Raw genomic sequence first — 18204 nt, forward strand, 5'->3', positions numbered from 1 at the left:
TCGATAGAGCGGCTGCTGCCGCCGAGGCCTCGGGCATCCCGGCCAGCCAGATCGTTCCGGTCTATCAAGCGTTTGGCGGAGGCACCTGGACGACCGACACCGGCGGCCAGTACGTGATGCCTACCCCCGCTCAGGAGCAGACCATGATGGACCATTGGTCCAAGCTGGTGCCGTCGCCTGCGTTCGACTATGCCTATGCATGGGGCTCCCAGCAAGGGGATACGGGGCTTGGAAGCGATCCGGCGCTGCAAGCCGTCTTCCTCCAGCATAACACCCAGGGTTCTACTTCAACGAGCGGATCGACTTCCACAAGTGGTTCTACCTCGACAAGCGGATCGACATCCGCAAGTGGTTCTACCTCGACAAGCGGCAGCACCTTCCACGGCACTTCCGGCGCGGACGTGCTCAATGGAACAACCGGCGCCGACACACTGATCGGCGGCGCCGGCAATGACACCTATTATGTCAACAATGCCGGTGATCGGGTGATCGAGGCGATCGGTGGCGGCATTGACAAGGTCCTCGCCTCGGTGAGTCATGCGCTTCTGCCTGGCTCGGAGATCGAACTCCTGGCCACCACTAATCCCTCCGGCACCACGGCAATCAACCTGACCGGCAACGAGTTCGCTCAGACAATCAAGGGCAACGCGGGGGCCAACATCATCAACGGCGGGGGCGGCGCCGACATCCTGACCGGGAATGGTGGCAAGGACGTTTTCGTGTTCAATTCCACCCTCAAAGCCGGAAATGTCGCAAAGATCACTGACTTCAACATCGCCGACGACAAGATACAGCTCGACCACACCGTTTTCACGGGGCTTCAGCCGGATGCCCAGCCGGCGGGTGAGTTCCACATTGGCAAGGGCGCGCATGACAGCACCGATCACATTATTTACAACAGCTCGACCGGGGCGCTTTCATTCGACATCGACGGCGTCGGCGGCTCTCATCAAGTACAATTCGCTGCCCTTGCCCCCCATCTCTCGCTCACGGCATCTTCGTTCGTTGTTGCGTGAATCTCGACAGGCGTCGGACCTCCTGGCCTCGGCGTCGACTCTCGCATCTGGGTATCCTGCCCCGCTTCGTTATGAGTAAGGAAAACGCACCGGCTGATCTGCCGGGGCTATACTGATGTGGTAGACGCCGATCGGTCGAAATACTTCGACACGATCGCGAATTCGGGACCTCCTCAAATCGGTGGCCCGACGCATTGTCGACCGGCGCCTGCTACGGCTATTCAAGCTGTGGCTGAAGGCGCCGGTCGACGAGCGGGAAGGTGATGGGAAACGCTAAAGTATCCGCCAAACCTCTTGTTTCACCGCGCGAATAACTTCTGCCAAAGGCTGTTGGGCGTCGATGGAAACCACGTGCGCTCCCGAGAATGCCAATTGCGGAATCGCCTCGATACGGTTCGTTATCACCGCAGGATCCATGTCTGGCTCGCGCTTCGCGCAAGTCTCTGGCGGGACAATCAGCTTGATGACGAGGTCTGGCGGAAGGCGATGGGCAAGGGAATAAGCTGTTGCCTCGAACCGGCGTAGCCATGGCGGCACCCCGGTCAGACGTGGCATCAGCGGACCTTCGTTGAAGCCGTCGATCTCATTCTGCGGGTATCGATCGGTAATGACCACCAGCCCCCGATTGGCTCCGCGATGCGCCGCCGACAGCTTGATGCGCTTCTCGATAGCAACGGCTGTGGCCCAGATCATCAGGAGCATACTGTAGAGCGGCCCCGGCGGCCGATCCGAGATCTTGCCGTGCGATGCGCCTTTGGGCTTGGTCCTAACCAAGAGGGTGATCAGGGGTACCACCAGCTTGAACGGCCATAGGACGAAGGACGGCCTTCCGGCTCCGGTGCCGAAGTAGATCGGCACGGCATCAACCTCCTGGCTAAGCCACTCCCGAATTGTCGCGACGACGGTGGACTTCCCGCAGCCATCAACGCCGACCACAGCCACCACATGGCCGCCGCCCGGCGCACGACGGCTCCATGGCCGGGGTGCCCAGAGAAAACGCTTGTTTAAGCTGCCACCGACGAGATGGACAGCGCGCCCCAGGCTCCGCAGCCCGGCCTCAAATGCGTTGTAGGCGCGATGAGGACGGAAATGCCTTTTGATGCGCCGCCGGAGGCGTCGCTGATCTTGCAGCGCAGGTTTGCCGTAGATGGCGGCGACAACCATCTCTGCCAGATCATTGCCCAACAGTTCAGCGGCTCGGCTGCTGAGCGTCACGCGATCATCGCGGGCGGCGAGTTCCATGCGATCGAGCGCGAACTTGTGCGTTTCGGCCCGCCAGTTGCGGAGCATAACAGGATCTGACCGCCTCAATTCAAGGCAACTGCGTATGACCAACAGCAGTGCTTCGTCCACCGGATCCAACATACGGACCGGCAGCCTTGGATGAACGATAGTCCGCGCCAAAATTGCTTCTTGCCACGGTAGACAGTAGTTCTTGAGGAGGCTGTTGCCCGCGACCAATCGCGAGTGCAAATGAAGATGAACGAGTCGGCCACTCGGTTCGTCATAACCTAGAAAGCTCAAGATCGAAGGATGGTCACGGAACGCTACGCAAGGAAAAAGCTTGAGGCCCCGCTGAAGGAGAATTGCTTGAGCGCGGTGCTGATCCTGCTTCGCGACAAGTAGATCGAGATCTCCCTCGCCCGTTAAGCCTCGATGGACCCTTTTGCTGCTTTTCCAGTAGCAATAGGAAATATTTTGTCGATGAAAGTCGTTCAAGACCATCAATATCAGAAGCAGGATTGCGCTCTCCGCGCCCGAGCCGCTGATCACATCTGTCTTGTGCGGAGCATCGTGTTTCATCTTTCTGGCCCCTTCCGCCTGGACAGTTACACGGTTTTGAAGGCTTTTTATTTCCTCAATCCTCTGAGGTAACGAAAGGTATTACGATTGTGACTTCGATTGGCTGCCGCTATCTGCTCCGTCCCGGCCCCGACGAGAACTCGCCCACATCACCGTAGCGATATCGAGCGTGCCTCTTGAGATCGACCTGTGTCACGATGGCCATCGCAAGATCGCTATGATCCTTGTCGAGACCGCCGGACTTATGAAGCAGGCTCAACGCGTTCTGAGCCACCTCGCGCCTTGTGCTCCCCCATTTCACGACCAGGAGTAATCTGTCGGCAATCGAAGGAAGCAACCGAGCTTCCACAGCACCAAGGACAGACGGACCGTCGATGATGACATAATCGTAACGCTCGCGCAGCTGACGGATGAGGCCCGCCATCTGTTCGGTGGCGGCCAAGGGATCGAGGTGGTAACCGGTCATCGGGAGATAGTCGAATCCAGCCTCCGCGATATGCCGGATGAGCTCCGCCGGCGGTCGGCTTTGCGGGGACAGATCGACGATCCGTCTGTCGCTCGCATCGTTGGACTCGCCAACTCGCGAGCCTTTGCGAAAATCGAGACTGACCAAGAGCACGCTACGCCCAAGAAAGCCGATGTAGGCCGCGAGGCTCTGGGCTAACTTGGTTTTCCCTTCCCCAGGAATGCTGGAGGTGATCAAAACCACCTTCGCGTTACCGGGCTTTGCCATCCGCAGCGTCGCGACCACCGACCATAATGCTTCCGCGTAAGGGGAAAACGGTTTTGCCCGGAGATACCTGCCAAGAAGAGGCAGGTGTTGGCGGGGGATCCGCGGTACAAGGCCGATGCACGACAGACCGAGCGCATCGTTAATTTCGCGCTCGCTGCGCAGGCCTCTATCCAGCCGTTCCAGGGCGAGAGCCAGCAAACTCGCGCAGATCAAAGAGGCGATCAAGGCAGGGAGCATGAACAGGATCGGATTCGGAGAGCTCGGCCGGGACGGCGGAGAGGCAAGCGAGAGGATACTTGCGTCTGGGCTGACCAGCTCATCTTGTTCGCGGATATCCTTTTGTCGTTGTAGCAGATTTTCGTAAAGCTGTGCGCTGGTGGCCGCCGAACGCTCAAGCTCGTGCGGGTCCGGGTCAGCCACTTGTTCCTCGCTGCCGGCGATCCGGCTTGCACCGGACCGCGGCTGACTTGCCTCGCGGAGCGCCGCGTTAGCCCGCTCGATATCGGCCTTCACAGCTGAAATTCGTTCTTCAAGCCGAGCCATTTCGTTGGTGCTGTAGGCCCGCTGCTGCTCGGCGCTGTTCTGGACGTAGAGCTGGACTGTCCGGTTGACGATATCGGCAGCCTTCTGGGGGGTCGTCCACTGGAAGGTGACGTCGATGACGCGTGAGCGGCGCTCTTGCAGGACCTGCAAGCGACGCTGGAGATCGTCGAATGTAAGCCCCGTGCCGTCTCGTTTGTGCCCGGTAAGCGCCCCAATCCAGACATCCAGCCGGCGCTTGAGTTCCTTCAAGCTCAGTGGCCCGGCTTCGGTCGTGCTTGGCGCAGCGGGAGCTTGCGCAGTGGCGCCCGAATTCGCTTCGGGTTCGGATGTCGCTCCCCGGAAGCCTGTGTCTTTCCGCAGGCTGTCGAGGACGTGCTGCAAGTGAAAGGGAGAGGTCAGCATCGTCACCTGAGTGTCGACGGCCTGCTGGAGCGCTTCGGGGCTGAGAGGAGTGGCAGCCCGAACAAGGACCTGCGCGGTTGCGGTATATTTGGGTGTGATGAGCAGACCGGCGACACCAGCCAGTATCGTTCCTAACGCTGCGACCGTGAGAATAAATGTGCTCCTCCGACGCAGGATCCCGATCATCTGCTGGAAACCCAGCTCGGGAACTATCGTGGCGTGATTGTCCTGCCGCTCGTTCTCGACATCAGGTTCAAACGGCATGGGGCCGGTGGTGTGACCCGTGCTGTGCATCAGCTGCATCCGTACCTCCATGCCAGCGGTCCGTTTCCGCAATTAGCTCGACCTGGTGCGCAGTTTGCTCGTGCCATATCCGATGCGGAGCGGAGAGCGCGAAAGAATGCCGCTCAGCGCTTTGCCTCCAGTGACGGATCGCACCAGATCCGCCGGCTTCGGCTCCGCGACCAGGCAGAGCGCGATCACAAACCAGAAGATCGGATGCCTGAGGATGAAGGTAGCGATCGAGTATATGCAGAGACCACAGAGCAAGGTCGGCAGCCCCGCTTGCCCGGTCCGGTAGGCGAACCAGAAAGCCGTTGCGACGATCCATATGAAGCTCAAAACGATGATCAGCCCGCCCTGGGTGAAAAGATCGAGAAATGTGTTGTGCGCCTCGAAGTTCGGCGCAAAGGAGGGCGTGGGGTGTTCGACAAATTCGGGCTGCGCTGTGTCCATGTTCCTCTGGGACACGATGGAATGGGGTATTTCAAGATGCGGCCCAGGACCCAAACCCAGCATCCCCGATTCGACACCCCGCCGGATCGCCTGCCCCCACAGCTCAAATCGCAGCGATGTCTTCTCCTCGGTTTCCTCCGGATTTTCCCGTGCCATCGAATTGGCGAGACCCTGAGCCTCGACGGCAATCGAGTAAGCCAGCGGGACGACCGAAACTACGATCACCGGTACAGCCAGCACGATCATCCAGGCGAACGCCGAGCGGAAACTGACCCGCGGTGCACGCGAGACCAGCCAAGTTCGGAATTTGAATGCAATGAAGATCGGGCCGGCGGCTACAAGAATGAGAGTGAATGAATCGCTGCCCGTAAGCCGGCCCGCGTAGACGGGGACGATAGCGCAGGCGAGGGCGGCAATCTTCGCGCCGAGCCGGGTGGCGGTTTCGGCGAGATGAAGCGACAGAATTCCAAGCACCATGCACAATATGGCAAGCTGATGCGGATTTGATGACCAGCCACGGAATTGATCCCACCACAAAGGATCGACCGACGGGATATCGAACAGTCCCCAGAGGTGAGCGAGCTGTGCGGCGACAACCGGCGTGCCGAGCGCGCATAAAAGCCAGCTGACGCGACGCAAACGTGGCCCGGCATCGGGGTCGATCAGGCTCAGACAGCTTATGGCGGCCAAAAGAGGATAGGCCATGACATCGTGCAGGAACCACTCGGGATCGTGCTGGTCGCCGATGAGCCTTGCAGTCAGCATGCCGAGGCTTTGCGCAATGGTAAAAATCGACCAAAAGATAAGTAGTCGCGAAAGAGCCGGCGTAAGGGGCTGGCCAAGACGAGCCGCCTCGCGGCCGAGTATGAGAACTATCCAGATGAGAAGACAAATTTCGCCCGGTCCCACCGGAAAGCTTTCGAGCCGCAATTGCGAAGCAGGTGTCAGCAGCAGTCCGAGCGCGAACAACACGTCCGGTATCATCGGCACACCTCCCAATCCGGAGGTTCGTCCTTCAGCCGGCGGTTGAGAGCAGCGATCTGAAACCTCTTTGTGGATCGCCGGGCAGCGGACGATGTCCCAAACCGATTGTCCGTCTCTCCCGTTAGGCAGCCTCCAAGCCCATAGCCTATGGGGGACGTTTCTCGATTGCGCCGCAGTCGAGCGGTCACCATTTGAGTATCCCCAATCGATCCAAACTAAAGCCTATCGCGCTTTCTTTGCGGCGCGAGAACACCGCCTGCAAATCCGGCGAATTGCCGAGCGCCGTATCTGCATTCTGCGATCCCCAGCTGTAGGCATAGTCGAACACGGGTGTCGGGATGAGCGCGTCCCATCGGGCCAGAATTTGCTCCAGCTGACTGACAGTCGGCAGAGTATACTGACCGCCGCCGTCATCGACCCATTTGCCGCCACCAAAGGTTTGATAGACCGGGACCATACTATCGCGTGGCACTTCCGCGGATTCCGCGGCAGCGATATAGAGGTCGATCTCGTTGTAGTCGCAGCCCTTCAACTCCGTTCGGCAGGGATAAGGGTCGATACCGAACAGGTCTACATGTGAGTTGGTGGGGTTGTAGGTACCTGTGAACGACGGCTTCCTGGACGAAGTTGTGGTCATGAGGAGGATGAATGTTTTTGCGCCGGGCAGGTTGGCATGAATCCAGTCGGACTCGACCTTCAGGTTGTCAGCTGTGCAGCGACGGCGATGCTGTCCCGTCGGATCTGGGTCATCCATCAGATAGAAGCCGAAGACTTTGGCGTTGCCGATGTACGGCCGGACGGTGTTGAGGAACGTGGTATCGACGCCATTGCACTGGCCAACCCACACGAGGCCCCTGACGCCGTCCGGCAAAGAGTTGAGCTGAGGGACGCTACTAACGTCCGCCAGATTGAACCCAACGGTGCCGGGAAGATAATTTCCGTGCGAGTCGAAGTTGCCATTGGAAGCGAAGTGCAGCGTGGTTCCAGGCTCGGCGCGTGCTGGCACATCAAACACAAGGCTTTGCAGGAGCAAGGTACTCGCGGCCAGTTGAGCTGCCCCCGCAGACCGCAGGAGGTGCACGGCGCGCGCACTCATCCCTATGGCGCACCGCATGTGTGACCTCTTTGCTCGCGGGTGTTTTTGTCGTCGTTGAACCGAGACCCGCCCGCGCGATCAATGAGGTCCCTGTAGAGAGCGGCCTGACAAGCGACAACGTTTTCGAGGGAGAACTCCTTCCTGACGCGCTCGGCCGCGCGACCGGCCATGATTCGCCCATTCTCCCGATTGCCGAGCAGGTCGAGAATTTTTGCAGCCAACAGGCGAGGTGCTCCGGGCGGAACCAGGAAGCCATTCCATCCGTCGCAAATGACCTCGGCGCAACCGGGCATGGTAGTGGTCACGATCGGCACACCGGCGAGCGCCGCCTCGAGAAGCACCCGTGGCACGCCTTCCCGATACTCGGTCGGAAAGGCGAACACATCCGCGAGCGCGAGCAGTGATGGGATGTCCGACCTCGGTCCTATCGCCTTCACATAGGGCGCATGCCGCTCGATCTCCGCTTGCGTCACGGCAAGCGGACCTTCGGATTCACGCGGGCCGACAAGCAGGAAGCATACATCGGGACGCACTTCGTGCACCTTAGCTGCCGCTTTGAGCAGCGCCGGAATACCTTTCTGCCGGGTCATCCGCGTCACGGTGATCACGACTTCGGCGTCGCCGAGCCCAAGCTCCTTGCGAAGCTGGGATGGCGAAGGCCCTGACGTCAATGCCCGATCGAAACCATCGACATCGACGCCAGCGCCAGGAACCAGCACGGGCTTCTTCCCTGCCATCCCGTGGCGCTCGAAGAATGCAAGATCGTCACCAATTTCGAAAACCGTGGCCGCGGCAGTGCGAGCCGCAATTTTGTGGAGCGCGCGATAGACTGGACGCAACGTCAAGGCCGTGGGAGATCGCGACGAGTAGAGGAAAGCCCGTCCGTTGATCGTGCGAATGACCAATACGCCAGGAGTGCTTCTCGCAGCCAGAGGAAGGAACACGGATGGTTTGGTGTCGAAGCTCTGTGCGAGATCGGGCTGCACCTCGACAAGGATCTTCGAAATGCTCTTGACCGCGGCCCAATCGGCGAGCGGACTTACGAAACGGTCGAAATGGAAGCGCCGATAGTTGATGCCTGCTTGCTCAAACGGGGCGGATTCGCCCGTTCCAGCCGCGGTTATGCGAAAGCCGTGATCGCGCAGGGCGGACATGGCCGGAATACGAAGATGATGGTCTTCGCCTCCGATATAGAGCAGATGGGGCTGCAGGGGGCCGCGTCCCTCCATAGGCGTCCCATTTGGATCGTCACGAAGGAGGTGAGGACCCTGCCTACGATCGCCATACGGCCGGTTCACGCTTTGTACATTCGACATCTTCCCACCTCCCAGGAACGGCTCATCGAGGTGTTCGCGCAGCAGTGACAACGGTGCGATCGTTCCGAGCGGCTCCAGTTCCTGCGTGTAGTTGATCCGCATGTTCCACTGATTCCCATCGCCGCAAACGCTGCGAATGACGTGGCCGCGATATCCGGTCGTGATGTAAACTGCTCTGATGCCATTGCGCCCGAGCCCATTTGAGCACGAGCTCGAGGACGGGTCGCATTCCGATCGGCATCAGCGGTTTTGGCACAGGCAAAATGGATGTCTGCGGCCGTAAGCGCGTTTCCTTCCCGCCGCATTGAATGACAGCGCTCATGTTATCCTTCGTGTTGCCAGAGCTCGCAATCATTGAAGTATCGTGTCGTGATCACTTCAGCCCCGACTCCGGCGATCACGAGCGGACTGGAGCGGATTTGAAAAACTAAACACAACGCTTTCCACGCGTCTTCGTGCGTTTGCAGGAAATGATTTGCCGCAGCAGGCTTCGATAGTAAGCGCTCACTTAATCCTCCCTGACGCAGCCCTGGCCTTTCACATCGACACCGGCTACTTCGGCGATGCCCGACTGGACGACGTCAACGTTGCGATGGTCGCGCGCGCCCGGTCCGATGGCGGACGGCAACTGGACGGCCGCTGCCTATATCGACGAATGGGCCGATGACAGGCAAATGCAGGCGCTGGGCGCGATTGTCACCGGCGCCGCTGGTGGCCCGATGACCATGGTCGCGCCGATGATCGGTACAAACCTGGGAGCCAAGAAGGCGTCGACCGGGTACCAGATCTGCTCCAAGAAGCGGTCGGTGGAGATCCGAGGGCTGCGGCCTTGGAGCGGCGAGGGGGCTTGCCTACATCGCACATGTCGTCGATATGAAGGTCGATGAGTTCGCCGAACGTTTTCAGGCGCGCTATACGGGATTTGGTCAGCGTCTCAGCACGATCGACCCGGCGCTCGGTGTCGGTTGCCCAGCGTCGTCTCGACGCAGGAAGGTCTCGCTGACGTAGCGACCTTTGCGACGTACTTGAACGGCCAGGAGCCGGACGAGAGTTTTGTGCAGGTGGCCATTTTTTCGTGTGCGCTCCCGTGTGCCCCGAGAAGTCGAAACGTGGCGAAAAGGGTCGTATCCTGGCTTGAATTCGTGTGCATTCGGCAGGCCCTAACGATTTGATGTCAAAGAAAAATGATGAAAAATCAATACCATAGACTGGCCGTTGCGCCCATGATGGATGGGGCAGATAGATAAGTAATATCAGATAGTTGCGCGATGCCGTGTGCAAAAATCGCACACGAAGGTTCTGCTTCTCTTCTTTTTTCGTTCCCGCGACGGAGCCGCCGACAGCCCTTTTCGCGCGCTCTTTTGCCGACGATATTGACCGCTCCATCCGATACGCTCGACCGCGGCAGCGGCTACACGACGCAAATCTCGCTCGGCAACCCGCAAGGCTCGGCCGGCGCGGACAGCGTTAGGTCGAGAGCAGCTTCACCATCGTCAGACGCATGCGCGCCAGTCGTCGTGCTGAATTGTGGAATGCCTCGCGCTCGGCTCCGAGCAGGAATTCCAGCGTCATCATGTCGAGCAGGAATTCGTCGACGGCCCCTGCCAGCTCCTGCGACGTGCCTTTGAGTTGACCGAGAAGCAGGCGCGACTCGGCGACCAGGTTGGCGCCGCCGGCGTCGATCAGCGCCTCGAGCTTCTTGAAGCAATCCAAATCCGGAAATCCCCCTTGCCGCGGCTTTTAATTACCGACGCGCAAGAAGGTTCCTCAACGAAAGGAAAAAACATGACCGCATCCCGCGAGTAGGAATCGCTCGCCCGCGTGCTCGCGCACGAGGGCGGCTATAGCAATCAACCGGCCGACCCGGGCTGGGTCACGCTGAAAGGAGTGACCCAGCGCGTCTACCATGCCTATCGGAGGAGCAAGGGCTTCGCGCCTCGCCCTGTAATGGGCGTCAAAATCCTCTGCCCAACATTTCTATAAGGCCCCGGCGCAAATACCACCAGCGCCGGAGCCCTCCACCGCTCACCCGCCAGCCGCAGCGGGAGCGGCTGCGTGCAAACGGCCGGTTACGGTACTCGTTCCGTCTATGGGGCCACGGTCAGTGTGCCCTGCGACCGAAGTCCGATTCCACCCGGCATTGGATCCAGCACTGACTGCCAGCTATTCCACTGGCTTGGACCGACGATCGATGCTCCCTTCATCGTCTGTTTTCGGAGCGCCCGCTGTCGCCGGCGGGCGCTCTTCTTGGGGATGCCATCCTCCGGCCGAAAGCTTTGCCCACTACCTTTTACGCGGCACGAGATAGTTCGTTGGTTGGGTGCCGCGCGTCACCGTTACAGATGCATATCTGTCTGGGAGCGAAGCCGTGACATTTTCATCGATATCTCTGCATCGGCCAAGGATTTCGCCATTAGGTGACCGCGCCAAACGATCCGCCAAAGCATCTTGGCAATCAGCGAGTGAGGAATAGATTTGGGATGGCGTTTCGATCCGGTGACACACCGAAGCCTGCCGGGGGTTGCAAGCGAGCAAGACCATGATCGCCGAAGATGAGATGTCCATCGGTACCCTCACGCTTCACTTGCCATTACAAAGGAAAGCGCGATCAAATCGTCCGGGTCGACGCCGCCTCTGCCGTCGTCCATTACTTCTGCCACTCGTTGAAAGACGTCTATCTCGTCTGTGCTAACATTGGCAGCTTGCATCTTGTTTCGGAAACAGGTGAGCCTTGCTTCCAGCGCTGCGGAAGTTTTGTCGCGCGTAGTTTTGTCCTCAGCCATAGCCGTTTCTCCCTTACATTTCGCTGGTGGCGATGATGCCCGCCTCACCTTCCGTGAGAGGATGTGTGGCGATCCCCCGGCCTTAAGCCTGACGCCCAAGCCGCCAGCTATTTGCTGACCGTCCGACACGAAAAGGATGCCAGCCGCCTCCAGTGCGCGCCGAATTGCGATCATCTTGCTCGGATTGGGTACCCTGTTGCCGCTCTCAAAGTCGCGGATGACGCCTTCGCCCATGCCGGCCTTCGAGGCGAGGCGCACCTGGGGCCACCTCAGAAGAGCCCGCCCGGCACGACATTGCTCCGGTGTCATGTTTGGCAAAGCGGCCTCCCGCCGCACAACTTTCTGTTCCCTGGAACGGTCTATCGGCCGGTATGTTCCGATTTGCTTATTTAGCAACAGCTAACGGAACAGAAGGAGCCATGCGATATTGAATCAAATTCGAGTTGTGGGGAGTTCCAATGCGTAAGCCTGCCGGCGTGCGCCGGTTATCCTTCATTCCGCCGCTGATGCCGACGTTGGTCGATAAGCCGCCGGAGGGTGATGGCTGGATGCCCGGTAACAATCCTTTGGGGCGAGGAGGACAGGTGGATTTCCGTCGAGCATGGCCGCACGCTGGCTAAGAAGATCCCTGCTTCGGTTCTCAAGGTCATACCCGGCGCGGGACATATCGTCCAAGAGGATGCGCCAGAGGCTATCGTGGCGGCGTTGCTCGGCTTTTTTCCCAGCATCAAGTGATGGGTTGGAGGGTGGGTGCACCGCCAGGTCGCCCACCCGATTCGCCATCCCGCAAGTGCGGGCGCGCTCGAGAGGTTCTGAATGCCCCAGGATATGGACGTCACCAAGCTCCTGTCAGGACGGCTTCGACCGGGAAGCGAGTTGCTAGCAGAGGGCCGCCAACTGGCACGCGATTGGTCGGTTGGGAGGACCGCGTTCCTTGAATTGGTCTCCGCACCAAGCGAGGCCGAGTACAAGCGGCGGATGGCCGCGGCAGGGCACATCATGCAACACGCTCACATCGGCTTTCGGGGTGTGGAGCGCACGTTGGACGCCATCCGGGTCGTCCATGAAAGCTGCGCGGCGAATGGCGTAATCATCCACCGCTTCGGCATTACACTGGATTGGTCGATGGGATATCCAGCGGCTGAGCGACGTGGTCGCCGACGAGGCACCGGGATCGTGCTGAATGGGCCCAAGGATTTTGCCAGAATAACAAATGCGGTGCCGGCCGCAGCTCCCTTTGGTGATTTTATGCTCGGGTTGCCTGGCGCGTTGGACAACGCGCGGCACGCGCTGGCGGCAGGCGCAACCGCAATTGGCAATCTAGGCCAATATTTTACCTTTCGACTCCCCGACTGGGACGACGACGTCGCCACGACTGAGGCGACCGTAACGGCAATGGGCTTGATTGCCGCGCAGGACGTCGAGGTGCTGATTCACTCGAACCTAGATGACGGGTTCGCCGGATTGTTCTCGGACGTGACGTGCGCGCTCGGCATGGCGCTCATCGAGAAATATATCGTCGAAGACCTTATTGGGGGCCGTCTTAGCCATTGCTACGGCCATCACTTCACGGCACCTCTCTCTCGCTTGGCCTTCCACAAGGCTTTAGCCAGCGTTTCCAGCACGACCGGCACGATGATTTTCGGCAATACCGTCAGCTATCGCTCCTCTCCGATCGGAAACTTCGCGAGCCTGTCCAATTACCTCCAGGCGGACATTTGGGCGCTCACCCGCCAGCATACCGGCCACGCCATCAATCCCGTCCCCGTGACGGAGAACGATCGCATCCCCGATGTCGAAGAAATCATTGACGCACAGATATTCGCTGCGCCCCTTGTGGAGCACGCAGCCGCCTCTCTCGACATTCTGGATCTGCACGCAATCGATATCGCAGCTGAAAAGCTCGTCGCGGGCGCCCGGACATTTGAGCGCAATGCCCTTCAGGGGCTCGCCGCCGTCGGCGTGGATATTGAAGATCCTGCTCGACTGATGCTGGCTATTCGGCGGCTCGGACCACGGAGGCTTGAATCGCTTTACGGCGCCGGGGGCTCATATCCTGCGGCGCCGGGGGGCGGCACCCGCTAATCGCCGCGGAATGGGTAGCCGAACTCAACAAGGATGTCGCGCACTGGCTCACGCAAGTCCCCGAGGAGATCGCGATACGCCTTTCCCGTTCCGGCCTGAAGGTTTGTGTGGGATGCAGTGACGTACACGAGCATGGCAAGGTCCTGATCGAGCACGTCCTCTCAGGACTGGGAATCGAGTGTATCGACGGGGGCGTCTCAGCCGATGCCGACGATCTTGTGGCCTCGGCCATCGGGAGCGGCGCGAACGTCATCGCCATCAGCACCTACAACGGCATTGCTTTGCACTATGCGCAGGAAGTGCAAGCTGCTTTGTCCAAAGTGGGCTCGGCCATACCCGTTTTCATCGGCGGCAGGCTCAATCAGATACAAGATGATTCCAATTCGGGTTTACCTGTCGACGTCAGCCTGGACATAGCCGCCCTGGGCATCTCAGCCTGCGCGTCTCCCGGCGAGTTCATCGCCGCACTAGGCAACCTCGAGCGTGAACGGCAGGCGGATCTTTGCACGCTGCGACATTCCGTCGGCCACGTCCTCGGCGGCTCGTCCGCCTAGGACGGCGGCTTCGCCACATTCGACGAGAAACAGCCGTCGTTGGACGGTTCTACAATTCGTGATCGACTGGGGTTCTTGGAAGCTTTTCGAACCTTCTGGGTCGCGCCTGAGCCCGAATTGCGGTTGCTTATGGATAAGGCGGGACGATAGATACGCTCTTAGGGCAAATTGGGGCCATTAAGTGTGGACGGCAGCTTCACGTCCAATCACGGTCGCAGGGACGAAGTTTTCCTCAGCCTGAAAGCAGACCTCAGCGGCGGAGATTTAGGCCGGTCCGGAATTTTCAGGCCGAATGGGCTTGCGATCATCAGCTACGAACGCAGCGCTCGCCTCGCTGCATTCTCTCAGCGGCCTTGTCCGCGCACACATCCCATCGTGAGTCAAGGATCACGCTGCAGATGTCAACCCTGCGAAAGTTCGGCTCCTTAAAGGCTAGAATGTCGTCATTGAACGTGCCGAACGTGCTGTCGGGGCGATACTTCATGCCCTCGTAGAAGGCGTCGATTATGTCATGCTTGAAGCGAGCTTCTCTTGGAAAAGCGGCCACAACAGCATCACGCTGGCCAACTGTGAATTCGTCATATCCGCGACCTGCGACATCCATGCCGGCCCCCGCCTGCACCAGCGCGATCTCCGGGCGCATGAACTCGGGTATTCCAGGCGTGGTGTGGAGTGCGACGGCGTTCCAGATAATCTCGATGTCGCTCTCGGAAATCCCCCGCGCCTGAAGAAAGTCACGCGCGGCATTTGCCCCATCAACTTCGAAACGCAACTGACTGCTTTGATAGCGAGGAGTGAGGCCGACGTCGTGGAACATAGCGGCCGTATAGAGGAGCTCCGGGTCAAAGGTCATATTCCTCCGTTTCCCCGTCATGGCTCCCCAGAAATAGACCCGCATCGAGTGATGGAACAGCAGATGGCTCTCAGTGTCGCGAACAAACTCGGTTACCTCGCGCGCGATTTTGCTGTCAGGGAGACTTACGCCACTGATCTCGACGGCCATGATTGCTCTCCATGATGGTCAACGACAGCCTCGGGCGTGTTCCGGAAGCTGATCGCCATGCGATTATAGCTGTTCATAATGCTGATCGCGACAGTCAGATCGACGAGTTGCTTCTCGTCAAAAACCTGTCGTGCGGCCTCGTAGGCACACTCCGGCACGCCGGTCTCGGCGACGCGCGTGACGGTCTCTGCCCAGGCAAGTGCGGCACGCTCGGTCTCGCTAAAGAGGCCGCCGCCCTCCTGCCACGCTTGCAGCAACGTGAGCTTCTCGACCTTCACGCCCTTCTTGATAAGTTCGCGGGCATGCATGTCGAGGCAATAGGCGCAGTTGTTGATCTGCGAGACCCGCAGATAGACGAGATCCACCAGCTCGCTGGGCAGGCCGCTCTGCATTACGTAACCATACACTCCGCCAAGCGCCTTGGCGGCACCGGGGGCGACACGGTTGTAATCAAGTCTGCTTGTCATCTTTAGGTTCCCTTTATTCAACCGGCGTGGTGAGCTTCTGGTCCTGTGAGCTGACGACGAAAACGGCCAGCAACTTCGCCGGCTCGGTGTTGCTGGCGTTGCGGCTGATCGAATGGACCGCGCCCGGCGCTTCGAACCAGCTCTCGCCGCTCTTATAGATTCGGGTTTTGCCGTCGTTCACCTTCGACTCGATCTCGCCCGAGAGCACGTAGGCATAGATAAAGGCTGATCCTGCGTGCCTGTGCGGCGGCGAAGCGGCGCCAGGTGCATAGTCGACTTCCACGACAATCAGCGACTTGCCTGGGACGTTCGGAATAGCTTGGTCGAACTTCTTGGCGACCGTTTCGGTCTGATGCCCATCCGCCCAAACAGGCAAGGCAGAGGTGAGTGCGATGAATATCGCTGGGATAATGGGTCCGATCTTCACTGGTCTTCTCCTGTTGACCGCCCATAGGTGGTCCGCCGCTGGGGCATAAAAAAGGACCAAGAAAGCGCAGAAATGATGTACCATCCGAGGATGGTCAATCCTATGAATCTGAACATCGATCGTTCGGCCAAGGCCTCTCTGTCGGAACAGATCCGACGGGGGCTGGCCAAAGCCATTGAGGATGGCGTGCTCAGGCCGGGTGCGCGACTGCCATCGTGGCAGGATCTCGCTGCCCAACTCGGCGTAGCGCGCGGAACCGTACGGTCTGCCTACGAGAAGCTCGCCGCCGCCCAACTGATCGAGGCGTCACGGGCCAGGGGCACGCATGTCGCTCAACGCCCTCGCATGCTCACAAGGACTCAGCCGCCGCCAGGCACGGGCACCTTCCTGGAGACTTATCTGGAGATGGTGCGGGGACCTGCGTTCTTCCAAATGGGCGTGCCGGCAACCGAGACTTTCCCGGCCACATTGTTAGCGCGTATTCGCGCGCACGCGGTCCGGGCCGAGGCAGGTGCGCCCCCTCTTTATCCCGATCCTCGCGGCGAGTTGGAGTTGAGACGCGAAATCGCTGGCTATCTTGCGGTTGCCCGAGGCATCAATTGCCTTCCATCGCAGGTTATCGTCACCGGGGGCTTCGCTGGCGGGCTTGGCCTGACGCTCAGCGTTCTGCGCCTGGACGGGCGCACTGCCTGGGTGGAGGATCCCAGCTTCCCATGGTCCAGGAAAGGGCTGGAGCTTGCGGGCTTGTCGCTGGCTCCGATCCCGGTCGATCGGGATGGGATCGATCTCGACCACGCATTGCGCCATCACCCGGATGGGAAGCTCGTTCTCGTCACACCTGGCCAGCATGCCCCCCTGGGCTACACCCTCTCTCTAGAGCGACGGCTTCGCCTGCTCGAATGGAGCGCCGCTAACAACGTCTGGGTGATTGAAGATGATTATCTGAGTGAGCTGCAATTGACCGGCAGGGCCGCGCCGGCGCTCGCGTCGGTCGACGGCGATGGGCGCGTCATCCATATCGGTTCATTCAGCAAGACGATCAGCCCGACCATACGGCTGGGCTTCGTGATCGCGCCGGCCGAACTTGTCAGCCGCTTCGCGGAGGTGGCGGCGTGTCTGGCGCCCGCGCAAGGCCCCGCAGTGCAGCTCGCGACCGCCGAATTCATGCGGGAGGGCCATTATATCCGCCATCTCCGCCGAACAAAGCGCGCCTATGCAGCCAAGCGCGAGGCCCTGCTGGCGCGGCTTCGCCCACTCGCAAGCGCTGATCAGCTCTCGACCCCCGGCCTCGCCGTGCTACTGAAGCTGCCGAGCGAAACATCGGATTTAGCCATAGCACGCGAAGTTTCAGCCCTCGGCATGTCTCCCGCGCCGCTGTCCGCCTGGTACTCGTCGCCAGCCACGGCTCAATCAGGTCTTTTGCTCGGGGTCGCGACCGCGCCGACGAAGAACCTTGCGAGATCCTGTGATCGTCTCTTTGAGGCAATCCGGCGAGTCAGCGGTCTGCGCTCGGCCTGAGGGAGGCTGAGTCCGAGTAGCATGAAACGGGTCTGCTCTAATCTCAAAAGCTTAGCGAATGGCTCACGATATCATGCGATTGGCCATTCGGTGACACCTCGGCTTCGTATCCGTTGGCTGACGCGCTGCTAGCGGCCTTAACAGCTGCCAGTACAGCTTCCGAATGGGATGGGTAGGGATAGTCCTTTTCGTCATATCGAACCGTCCAGCGGTCAGCGCTCTTCGAAACGTAGTACCTGACTTCCATTCTCGACTTCCCTCACCAGCTCAGATCGGGGAGACCGCCGCATGTCTAAACTAGGCTGTAGTGACAATTTAGTCATTTGAGCCAGAGCATGATCGCAGCGAGCTTGACGAAGCCGAGGAAGTTGGCAGCGATCTTGTCGTAGCGCGTTGCGATGCGCCGCCACTGCTTGAGCTTGGCGAAGAACGCCTCGATGCCCCAGCGGTTTTGTAGGCGATCTTGTCGTAGCTGTGCTGGTATTTGCGATGGCGCCGCGGCGGGATGACCGGTTCACCGCCTTGGTCGAGGATCACATCATGCAGTCGACCGGCATCATAAGCGCGGTCGGCGATCACTTGGCCTGCAGCAAACCCCTCGACCAGCCCACAGGCAGGTGCCATGTCATTTTGCTGACCGGGGCCGATCTCGAAGCGGACCGGCAGGCCAAGTGCATCTACGACGGCATGGAGCTTGGTGCCGAACCCACCGCGCGAGCGGCCGAGAGCCTGGGCTTCA

At 59.8% G+C, this 18204-nt stretch carries 17 protein-coding genes and 2 pseudogenes; 7 read left to right on the top strand and 12 right to left on the bottom strand.

The annotated features are described in order from the left end of the window. On the top strand, positions 1–1016 hold a 1016-nt coding region (locus RFM98_RS30600; RefSeq protein WP_320312218.1), incomplete at its 5' end, for a calcium-binding protein. Positions 1017–1289: 273 nt separating this feature from the next. On the opposite strand, the gene RFM98_RS30605 is transcribed toward RFM98_RS30600, so the two are convergent. The 6 genes and pseudogenes from RFM98_RS30605 to RFM98_RS31500 all read right to left on the bottom strand — a co-directional run. Next, the gene (locus RFM98_RS30605) at positions 1290–2819 is read right to left on the bottom strand and encodes a hypothetical protein (protein WP_320312219.1); all 1530 of its coding nucleotides are present in this window, start codon (positions 2817–2819) and stop codon (positions 1290–1292) included. Between the two features lie 109 nt (positions 2820–2928). Beyond that, positions 2929–4800: a polysaccharide biosynthesis tyrosine autokinase gene (locus RFM98_RS30610; protein ID WP_320312220.1), complete on the bottom strand. Its 1872-nt coding sequence runs from the start codon at positions 4798–4800 to the stop codon at positions 2929–2931. A gap of 33 nt (positions 4801–4833) precedes the next feature. Continuing rightward, the gene (locus tag RFM98_RS30615) at positions 4834–6216 is read right to left on the bottom strand and encodes an O-antigen ligase family protein (RefSeq protein WP_320312221.1); all 1383 of its coding nucleotides are present in this window, start codon (positions 6214–6216) and stop codon (positions 4834–4836) included. Between the two features lie 184 nt (positions 6217–6400). Next, positions 6401–7312 (bottom strand): hypothetical protein, encoded by a 912-nt coding sequence (locus RFM98_RS30620; RefSeq protein WP_320312222.1) that lies wholly within the window; start codon positions 7310–7312, stop codon positions 6401–6403. 2 nt (positions 7313–7314) lie between these two features. Next, positions 7315–8628, bottom strand: a complete 1314-nt coding sequence (locus RFM98_RS30625; protein ID WP_430682383.1) for a glycosyltransferase — start codon at positions 8626–8628, stop codon at positions 7315–7317. Positions 8629–8640: 12 nt separating this feature from the next. Further along, positions 8641–8950: pseudogene (locus RFM98_RS31500) on the bottom strand (sugar phosphate nucleotidyltransferase); the annotation flags it as partial. Between the two features lie 241 nt (positions 8951–9191). On the opposite strand from RFM98_RS31500, the gene RFM98_RS30630 reads away from it, so the two are divergent. Next, a complete protein-coding gene (locus RFM98_RS30630; protein ID WP_320312224.1) occupies positions 9192–9515 on the top strand; it encodes a DUF1326 domain-containing protein in 324 nt (107 codons plus the stop codon). Positions 9516–10095: 580 nt separating this feature from the next. Here RFM98_RS30630 and RFM98_RS30635 read toward each other — a convergent pair. Next, positions 10096–10341: a hypothetical protein gene (locus tag RFM98_RS30635; RefSeq protein WP_320312225.1), complete on the bottom strand. Its 246-nt coding sequence runs from the start codon at positions 10339–10341 to the stop codon at positions 10096–10098. Positions 10342–10449: 108 nt separating this feature from the next. Between RFM98_RS30635 and RFM98_RS30640 the strand changes: the two genes are divergently transcribed. Next, positions 10450–10611: a glycosyl hydrolase 108 family protein gene (locus RFM98_RS30640; protein WP_320312226.1), complete on the top strand. Its 162-nt coding sequence runs from the start codon at positions 10450–10452 to the stop codon at positions 10609–10611. Positions 10612–11201: 590 nt separating this feature from the next. Here RFM98_RS30640 and RFM98_RS30645 read toward each other — a convergent pair. Further along, the gene (locus RFM98_RS30645; protein ID WP_320312227.1) at positions 11202–11645 is read right to left on the bottom strand and encodes a hypothetical protein; all 444 of its coding nucleotides are present in this window, start codon (positions 11643–11645) and stop codon (positions 11202–11204) included. Between the two features lie 306 nt (positions 11646–11951). On the opposite strand from RFM98_RS30645, the gene RFM98_RS30650 reads away from it, so the two are divergent. The 3 genes from RFM98_RS30650 (at position 11952) to RFM98_RS30660 (ending at position 14050) form a co-directional block, all read left to right on the top strand. After that, positions 11952–12146, top strand: coding sequence for an alpha/beta fold hydrolase (locus RFM98_RS30650; RefSeq protein WP_320312228.1), 195 nt, complete (start codon positions 11952–11954; stop codon positions 12144–12146). A 93-nt stretch (positions 12147–12239) separates the two neighbouring features. Next, the gene (locus RFM98_RS30655; protein WP_320312229.1) at positions 12240–13496 is read left to right on the top strand and encodes a hypothetical protein; all 1257 of its coding nucleotides are present in this window, start codon (positions 12240–12242) and stop codon (positions 13494–13496) included. 107 nt (positions 13497–13603) lie between these two features. After that, on the top strand, positions 13604–14050 hold the full coding sequence (locus RFM98_RS30660; protein WP_320312230.1) for a cobalamin B12-binding domain-containing protein: 447 nt from the start codon (positions 13604–13606) through the stop codon (positions 14048–14050). A 307-nt stretch (positions 14051–14357) separates the two neighbouring features. Here the strand turns inward: RFM98_RS30660 and RFM98_RS30665 are convergent, their stop codons facing one another. The 3 genes from RFM98_RS30665 to RFM98_RS30675 are packed head-to-tail and all read right to left on the bottom strand — an operon-like array spanning position 14358 to position 15947. Continuing rightward, the gene (locus tag RFM98_RS30665; RefSeq protein WP_320312231.1) at positions 14358–15053 is read right to left on the bottom strand and encodes an HD domain-containing protein; all 696 of its coding nucleotides are present in this window, start codon (positions 15051–15053) and stop codon (positions 14358–14360) included. Next, the gene (locus RFM98_RS30670; protein WP_320312232.1) at positions 15029–15520 is read right to left on the bottom strand and encodes a carboxymuconolactone decarboxylase family protein; all 492 of its coding nucleotides are present in this window, start codon (positions 15518–15520) and stop codon (positions 15029–15031) included. Before RFM98_RS30670 ends, RFM98_RS30665 begins: the two co-directional genes overlap by 25 nt. 13 nt (positions 15521–15533) lie before the next feature. Beyond that, positions 15534–15947: a cupin domain-containing protein gene (locus tag RFM98_RS30675; RefSeq protein WP_320312233.1), complete on the bottom strand. Its 414-nt coding sequence runs from the start codon at positions 15945–15947 to the stop codon at positions 15534–15536. Positions 15948–16037: 90 nt separating this feature from the next. Between RFM98_RS30675 and pdxR the strand changes: the two genes are divergently transcribed. Further along, positions 16038–17465 carry a MocR-like pyridoxine biosynthesis transcription factor PdxR gene (gene pdxR, locus RFM98_RS30680; RefSeq protein ID WP_320312235.1) on the top strand — a complete coding sequence of 476 codons (1428 nt, stop codon included), beginning with the start codon at positions 16038–16040 and terminating at the stop codon, positions 17463–17465. Between the two features lie 319 nt (positions 17466–17784). Here pdxR and RFM98_RS30690 read toward each other — a convergent pair. Further along, positions 17785–18131: pseudogene (locus RFM98_RS30690) on the bottom strand (transposase). Between the last annotated feature and the right edge of the window lie 73 nt (positions 18132–18204).

Origin of the sequence: Mesorhizobium australafricanum (genome assembly GCF_033977265.1) — a bacterium.
Taxonomy (GTDB): domain Bacteria; phylum Pseudomonadota; class Alphaproteobacteria; order Rhizobiales; family Rhizobiaceae; genus Mesorhizobium; species Mesorhizobium australafricanum.

Bases quoted from the DNA above. Each gene is read 5' to 3' on its own strand.
- RFM98_RS30605 (WP_320312219.1), bottom strand. From the start codon at position 2,819: ATGAAACACGATGCTCCGCACAAGACAGATGTGATCAGCGGCTCGGGC.
- RFM98_RS30610 (WP_320312220.1), bottom strand. From the start codon at position 4,800: ATGCAGCTGATGCACAGCACGGGTCACACCACCGGCCCCATGCCGTTT.
- RFM98_RS30615 (WP_320312221.1), bottom strand. From the start codon at position 6,216: ATGATACCGGACGTGTTGTTCGCGCTCGGACTGCTGCTGACACCTGCT.
- RFM98_RS30620 (WP_320312222.1), bottom strand. From the start codon at position 7,312: ATGAGTGCGCGCGCCGTGCACCTCCTGCGGTCTGCGGGGGCAGCTCAA.
- RFM98_RS30625 (WP_430682383.1), bottom strand. From the start codon at position 8,628: ATGTCGAATGTACAAAGCGTGAACCGGCCGTATGGCGATCGTAGGCAG.
- RFM98_RS30630 (WP_320312224.1), top strand. From the start codon at position 9,192: ATGCCCGACTGGACGACGTCAACGTTGCGATGGTCGCGCGCGCCCGGT.
- RFM98_RS30645 (WP_320312227.1), bottom strand. From the start codon at position 11,645: ATGGGCGAAGGCGTCATCCGCGACTTTGAGAGCGGCAACAGGGTACCC.
- RFM98_RS30650 (WP_320312228.1), top strand. From the start codon at position 11,952: ATGGCTGGATGCCCGGTAACAATCCTTTGGGGCGAGGAGGACAGGTGG.
- RFM98_RS30655 (WP_320312229.1), top strand. From the start codon at position 12,240: ATGGACGTCACCAAGCTCCTGTCAGGACGGCTTCGACCGGGAAGCGAG.
- RFM98_RS30665 (WP_320312231.1), bottom strand. From the start codon at position 15,053: ATGGCCGTCGAGATCAGTGGCGTAAGTCTCCCTGACAGCAAAATCGCG.
- RFM98_RS30670 (WP_320312232.1), bottom strand. From the start codon at position 15,520: ATGACAAGCAGACTTGATTACAACCGTGTCGCCCCCGGTGCCGCCAAG.
- pdxR (WP_320312235.1), top strand. From the start codon at position 16,038: ATGGTCAATCCTATGAATCTGAACATCGATCGTTCGGCCAAGGCCTCT.